This window comes from Clostridium ragsdalei P11 (genome assembly GCF_001675165.1).
GTDB classification, from domain to species: Bacteria; Bacillota; Clostridia; order Clostridiales; family Clostridiaceae; genus Clostridium_B; species Clostridium_B ragsdalei.
The window spans coordinates 1-2,955 of record NZ_LROS01000050.1; the positions used below are offsets into that span (position 1 = coordinate 1).

A 2,955-nucleotide genomic window follows, 5' to 3' on the forward strand; every position below is an offset into this window, starting at 1 on the left:
CACTATCATTACATCCATTTGGAAGATCAGACTTTAAATCCTTTACTTTGTCTCTTAAATCTCTCCAGGCTTTATCTTGATCAGCATCATTGTTTAAATATATGATAACTATTGATGCATTGCTTTCTGAATAAGATTCTACATAATCACATCCATCAACTTCTTCAACTTTCTGTTCAACTTTTTTGGTAACTAACTTTTCTATATCACTAGATGAGGCACCTGGATAAACCGTAGTAATCATAGCTGCTGGAGATGCAACATCCGGGGTTTCCTGTTTTGAAATACCACTATAACAGTAAAAGCCACCAATTATAACTATAGCCACCAGGAATAATACAATCTTTTTATTTTTTATAGCTGCCTTAATTAATCCCATATTATATTCTCCTCTTCCTTTATTTAACCGTAACTTTATATCCTGACTTTAGGCTTTTCATTCCTTCAACTACGAGTTCATCTCCACTTTTTAAACCGTCCACTGAAACTTTATCTTCATCAGTATCACCTAAAGTTATATTTTTCTTAACAGCATGTCCATTTTCAATCACATAAACATAATCTTCGCCATCATTTAAAACAGAACTAATTGGAATTGATATTACATTTTTATCTCCCATATCTATATAAACTGCTGCTGTTTCTCCTATATAATATTTATTATTATCTATCGGTTTTGAAAGTTTAATTTCTGCACTATATGTTCCAGACTTACTGTCAGCCATTTGAACTACATTTATGATCTGACCTTCTGCACTGTCATCCCCTATTTTTACCTTTGCATTTGTGCCAACTTTTACTTTCTTTACATCATCATCTGAAAGTCCAACTGTAATAACTTCATTTTCACTTCTAAACAAAACTACCGGATCTCCTGCCTGCTGCATTTCTCCTTCTTTACCCAGTACATCTACCACATATCCATTTTGGTCTGCTGCCATAGAGGCATCTTGAATTAAATTTTCTTTTGAATCGTAATTTACTTTTGCTTCATTTAATTGTGCTAACAGTGCCTTTTTATCTTCATCTCTAGAACCTTTTTGCACTTGTTCAAGGCTCTGCTCTGCACTATTTAATGCATTCTGAGAATTGTCTAATTGTAACTTGACATCATCTAATTCTTGTTTCGAAATGGCCCCTGAACCACTTAGTTTACAGTACTTATCATACAAATCTTTATAATAATTATTACTGTCTTGTGCATTTTTAACTGCTATCTGTGCTTTACTTACATCTTCCTGCTGTGCACCGTTTACCGCCTTATTATACTGTGCAGAAGCAGCATCAACTTGAGACTTAACAGCTTGTGCTGCAAAATTAAGATCGCTTTTATCAAGATCTACCAGCTTGTCACCTTTTTTTACATGCTGGCCTTTAGATATATATATTTTTAAAATCTTAGCTGAACTTTTAAAGGATAATTTTCTAACTTCACTACCTCCAGTTAGCCCCTGATATTGCAGTGACATAGGATAACTCCCACTCTTAATTTCTAAAGTCTTTACTGGATAACTCCTTGCATACGTTTTTTCCTCATTAGATTTTCCACCAATTATAAAATATGTGCTTAATGCTGCTATAGTAACAACAGCCAAGCAAATGCAAATTATTTTCTTTTTTTTATTTAATTTTTTTACTGCTGAACAAATATACTTAAATTTATATATAAATTTCCTCATGTTATACCTCCTTTAGCTTAAACACCGTTCACAATTCAAAATTTCAGTAGATTTTTAGATTTCCTGTGACAACAGAGAATCATCCTTAATTTTGAATTGACTACTAACACAAACAATATCAATGATAAGACGCTTGTATTTTTATCAACATGCGTTTATTATAAAATGTGTGTTGTATAACTTCAATCATTAATCTATTGCCCTTTTGTTGGTTATTCAACATATAATAGACATATGTTGAATAATTATTGAAATATTTTTTGTGGAGGGTTTTTTATGGAGGGAAAAAAACTTGATAGGCGTGTGAGAAAAACTAAAAAGGCTCTACTTCAAGCCTTGACAAAACTTATGTATAAAAAGAAAGTTAATAATATTACAGTAAAGGAACTTACGGACTTAGCAGATGTTAATAGATCAACTTTTTATCTTTATTATAAAGACATATTTGATATGGTAGATATGATAGAAACTGAATTGGTTAATGATTTCAGTGAAGCTTATGACAAATTTTCAAAGGAAGCTACCACCTATGATGACTTACTATCTTTTTTTGTATATCTATTCGAGTTTGTACAAGCTAATGCTGAAATGTTTAAAATATTTTTGGGGTATGATGGGAACTACGCTTTTATAGAAAAATTTAAAGATGCTATAAAGCACTGCAAGATTCCCCTAGACGATACATCCTCAGAAGCAGAAGCTCACTATGTTATGCCTTTCGCTATATCAGGCTGTATTGGAGTAATACAGCAGTGGTTGAAAGATGACATGATTATTTCTTCTGAAGATATGGCTGCCATTCTTGTTAAAATGCTTTAAATTAGAGACTTTACGGCACCAATTCCATACTTAATATTTGTACCTTAAGTTCTTTTTTGCATAAAAAACATTTTGGATTAATTTATTTCTAACATTAATCCAAAATGTTTTTTATTTACAAGAAAAATGTTTTATTTCAGTTATGTAGCTTAAAACATTTTTTTACTCATTTCATCTATTGCCTTACTTACTGTCTCATATACATTTGGGAAATATCCCTTAGGTAAACCCGCAGTCAGGCATGGAATAAAGTATTTCTTTCCATTAGCTTTGCAAGCTTCTTCCACATGTTTGATACAATTTTCAAGTGTCCAATCCGGGAAATCAATCAAACCGCTGTGGAGTCCTCCCATAAAGGATATTTTTCCACCATATTGCTTGATTAGTTCAGGAATGTTATTAGTGTTCATAACGCCTTGCCATATATCGATGCCCATTTCGATCATATATGGGACCA

At 32.2% G+C, this 2,955-nt stretch carries 3 protein-coding genes and 1 pseudogene; 1 reads left to right on the forward strand and 3 read right to left on the reverse strand.

Annotation, left to right across the window (positions count from 1 at the left end; genetic code table 11):
• Both CLRAG_RS16115 and CLRAG_RS16120 read right to left on the reverse strand, forming a co-directional pair.
• Positions 1–379: efflux RND transporter permease subunit (locus tag CLRAG_RS16115; RefSeq protein WP_167351584.1), on the reverse strand; the 379-nt coding region annotated here is incomplete at its 3' end.
• A gap of 19 nt (positions 380–398) precedes the next feature.
• On the reverse strand, positions 399–1,679 hold the full coding sequence (locus tag CLRAG_RS16120) for an efflux RND transporter periplasmic adaptor subunit (protein ID WP_207644827.1): 1,281 nt from the start codon (positions 1,677–1,679) through the stop codon (positions 399–401).
• A 276-nt stretch (positions 1,680–1,955) separates the two neighbouring features.
• Here CLRAG_RS16120 and CLRAG_RS16125 point away from each other — a divergent pair, with 276 nt between their 5' ends.
• The gene (locus tag CLRAG_RS16125; RefSeq protein WP_065079336.1) at positions 1,956–2,498 is read left to right on the forward strand and encodes a TetR/AcrR family transcriptional regulator; all 543 of its coding nucleotides are present in this window, start codon (positions 1,956–1,958) and stop codon (positions 2,496–2,498) included.
• Positions 2,499–2,647: 149 nt separating this feature from the next.
• On the opposite strand, the pseudogene CLRAG_RS16130 reads toward CLRAG_RS16125, so the two are convergent.
• Positions 2,648–2,955, reverse strand: a pseudogene (locus CLRAG_RS16130) (uroporphyrinogen decarboxylase family protein); the annotation flags it as partial.